The 2,833-nt window shown below is 51.5% G+C and carries 4 protein-coding genes; 3 read left to right on the forward strand and 1 reads right to left on the reverse strand.

Annotation, left to right across the window (positions count from 1 at the left end; all coding sequences use genetic code 11):
* The 3 genes from LGT44_RS08855 to lspA form a co-directional block, all read left to right on the forward strand.
* On the forward strand, positions 1-1,197 hold a 1,197-nt coding region (locus tag LGT44_RS08855; protein ID WP_230332369.1), incomplete at its 5' end, for an efflux RND transporter permease subunit.
* 78 nt (positions 1,198-1,275) lie between these two features.
* Positions 1,276-1,596 carry a P-II family nitrogen regulator gene (locus LGT44_RS08860; protein ID WP_105934546.1) on the forward strand — a complete coding sequence of 107 codons (321 nt, stop codon included), beginning with the start codon at positions 1,276-1,278 and terminating at the stop codon, positions 1,594-1,596.
* Between the two features lie 4 nt (positions 1,597-1,600).
* On the forward strand, positions 1,601-2,137 hold the full coding sequence (lspA, locus tag LGT44_RS08865) for a signal peptidase II (protein ID WP_140907663.1): 537 nt from the start codon (positions 1,601-1,603) through the stop codon (positions 2,135-2,137).
* A gap of 66 nt (positions 2,138-2,203) precedes the next feature.
* Here lspA and LGT44_RS08870 read toward each other — a convergent pair.
* On the reverse strand, positions 2,204-2,833 hold a 630-nt coding region (locus LGT44_RS08870; protein ID WP_230332368.1), incomplete at its 5' end, for a sterol desaturase family protein.

A 2,833-nucleotide genomic window follows, 5' to 3' on the forward strand; every position in this document is an offset into this window, starting at 1 on the left:
GAAGAAATTGGTGAGAAACTGACGTTGTTGCCGGGAAATGCCTATGAGATCAGCCAGCCGATCCAACTGCGCTTCAATGAATTGATTTCTGGTGTGCGATCAGACCTCGGGATCAAGGTGTTCGGCGATGATTTGGACCAGCTGCTTAAATCGGGCAGCGAAATCGCGGCGGTATTGACTGGCATCGAGGGCGCCGAAGGTGTCAAGGTCGAACAGGTATCCGGTTTGCCTATTCTGTCCATTAATGCTGATCGTTCAGCTATGTATCGTTATGGCTTGAATGTCGCCGATGTGCAGGACGTAGTCGCCGCCGCCACGGGCGGTGAGGAGGCTGGCCTGATCTTTGAGGGCGACCAGCGGTTTTCGATAGTGGTGCGAGTGGCCGAGGGCATAAGGGGCGACTTGCGCGCGTTGGAACGTTTGCCGATACCGCTGCCAGAGGGCGGCTACGTACCGCTGCGGGAAGTGGCCAGTCTCACGCTGGCCCCTGGACCTAATCAGATCTCTCGCGAAAACGGCAAGCGGCGACTGGTTGTCAGCGCGAACGTTCGCGGTCGTGATTTGGGTGGTTTTGTGGCTGAAGTTCAGGGCAAAGTTGCGCAACAGGTGAAATTGCCGCCCGGCTATTGGCTGGAGTATGGAGGCACCTTTGAGCAACTGCAATCGGCCTCGCAGCGGTTAAGCCTGCTTGTCCCCGTCACTTTGGTGATGATTTTTGCACTGTTGATGATGACCTTTGGTTCGGCAAAAGATGCGGCATTGGTCTTCAGTGGCGTACCGCTGGCGCTGACCGGTGGCGTTATCGCCTTGTGGTTAAGAGATATTCCCCTCTCGATCACAGCCGGCGTTGGGTTTATTACCTTATGCGGGGTTTCTGTACTGACGGGGGTCATGATGGTGTCGGCCTTTCGAGATGAGCTCAATCGGGGTGAATCCGTCGAGCAGGCGATTCAGGGCGGCGCCATGTTGAGATTGCGGCCGATTTTGATGGTCGCTCTGGTGGCTGCATTAGGCTTCTTGCCGATGGCACTCAACACCAGCACTGGAGCAGAAGTCCAAAGACCACTGGCCACGGTAGTCATCGGCGGCATTATCTCATCCACGTTACTCACTCTATTGGTACTTCCCGGCCTTTATCGACTGGCTTGGCGAAAGCCAAAAGAGATTGATGACAACGGCGATCCGATCGCTCAGTGACACCCTCAGGATCGCGGCACCCAACCGATTGTCGCGATCCATCCAACAGCAATGACGACACTTTTTTGGAGTATTCACATGAAACAAATTACCGCTTTTATACATCACGTTCGGTCCGCTGATGTCATCGACGCACTGCGTGACGCGGGTTACAAAAACCTATCGCTACTCGACATCAAGGGTACTTTGAAGCCCCTCGGGGAGCGGGAATTGGCCTATTCTGCCGAAGCTGGCGTGGTTATCTCAGAAGTACAATTATCTCTGGTCTGTGATGACAATCAGGTGGATGAGGTGACGGCTATCATACGCAAAACCGGGAAAATCGGACCCAACATATCCGGTTGGGTATACGTCACCCCTGTCGAGCAAGCGCTACCGATTGGAGGAAAAGAAAATTAACTTCATGGCGAACTCTAACCCGACAAACACCTTTTGTGGTTGGCTGTGTCTTTCCGGTTTGATATTACTGATGGACCAGGCGAGTAAGTATGCCGTTGAGCGTACGATAGAGTACGGTGAGCGCGTGGAGATTAACTCAATTCTTAATATCGTACACATGATGAATCCTGGGGCTGCATTCAGCTTGCTAGCTGATGCTGGTGGCTGGCAACGCTATTTCTTTATTGCATTAGCCTCTGGCGTATCGGTTTGGTTGGTTTGGACAATGCGGCGGCGTCCAACCCGGCTTGAAGCGGCGAGCTATTCGATGCTGCTTGGTGGTGCATTGGGCAACCTGGTTGATCGTGTATGGCGTGGATCGGTAGTGGACTTTCTTGATTTTCACTGGAGCTATTCTCATTGGCCAGCATTCAATCTGGCTGATACAGCGATATTCATAGGGGTATGTATTTTTATTGTGAGTACCATAGGTAGTAGGAATCATCAAGTTCATGATGAAGGCGATAACAGCGACCATGAAAACAACAAAGGAATGAGGTAAGTGGAGAACACGCTCCCGCTGTGGCATGTGGAGCGTGTTCTCGGATTTATCAATTACTAAATAACCTCATGTCTTGTCCCGTCGAAAAGGCTGCATCAACTGTTGCCAATAGTCAGCTGGATAATTCGGCGTTGAAGCGATACCAAGATCTTTAGTACCGATCGTTCGTTCAGAGTCAAAATAAGCCGTTCCCAACAAGCGATCCGTCAAGGTGGTAAAAAGCCCGAAGTTCACATCGCCTTCTTCTGCCGTATTTAAGTGGTGGAAACGATGCACCGCGTTGATTGCGAGAACCCTCCTCAGCGGTCCAGTAAAATACGCCACGTTCGAGTGCTGCAATAGTAACTGAAGCACTACTGCAACCACCAACAACATCAGGACATTTTGTGGCACTCCTACAAAGAGCAATGGTGTCGTTCCTGCGACGGTTTCTATCAATTGATGCAATGGATGTTTCATAAGACCATTAAAACCGTATAGCCGCTTTACGCTGTGATGAACGGCATGAAGGCGCCACAGTGAAGAGAGGCGATGACTGGCAAAATGCGCCAGGGTGATGCCAACATCAGAAATGAGGATCGCCAAAAGTAACTGGAAAGCCAGCGGCCACCCGGAAGGCCATATCGGTGCCAAGACCAGCAAGCCACCAAATAACGGGAGTACAGCAACGCCAATAACATTAAGTGACTCGTTCAT

This window comes from Thalassolituus alkanivorans, assembly GCF_020447205.1.
In the GTDB taxonomy this organism is placed as follows: Bacteria; Pseudomonadota; Gammaproteobacteria; order Pseudomonadales; family Oceanobacteraceae; genus Venatoribacter; species Venatoribacter alkanivorans.

Bases quoted from the DNA above. Each gene is read 5' to 3' on its own strand.
- LGT44_RS08860 (WP_105934546.1), top strand. From the start codon at position 1,276: ATGAAACAAATTACCGCTTTTATACATCACGTTCGGTCCGCTGATGTC.
- lspA (WP_140907663.1), top strand. From the start codon at position 1,601: ATGGCGAACTCTAACCCGACAAACACCTTTTGTGGTTGGCTGTGTCTT.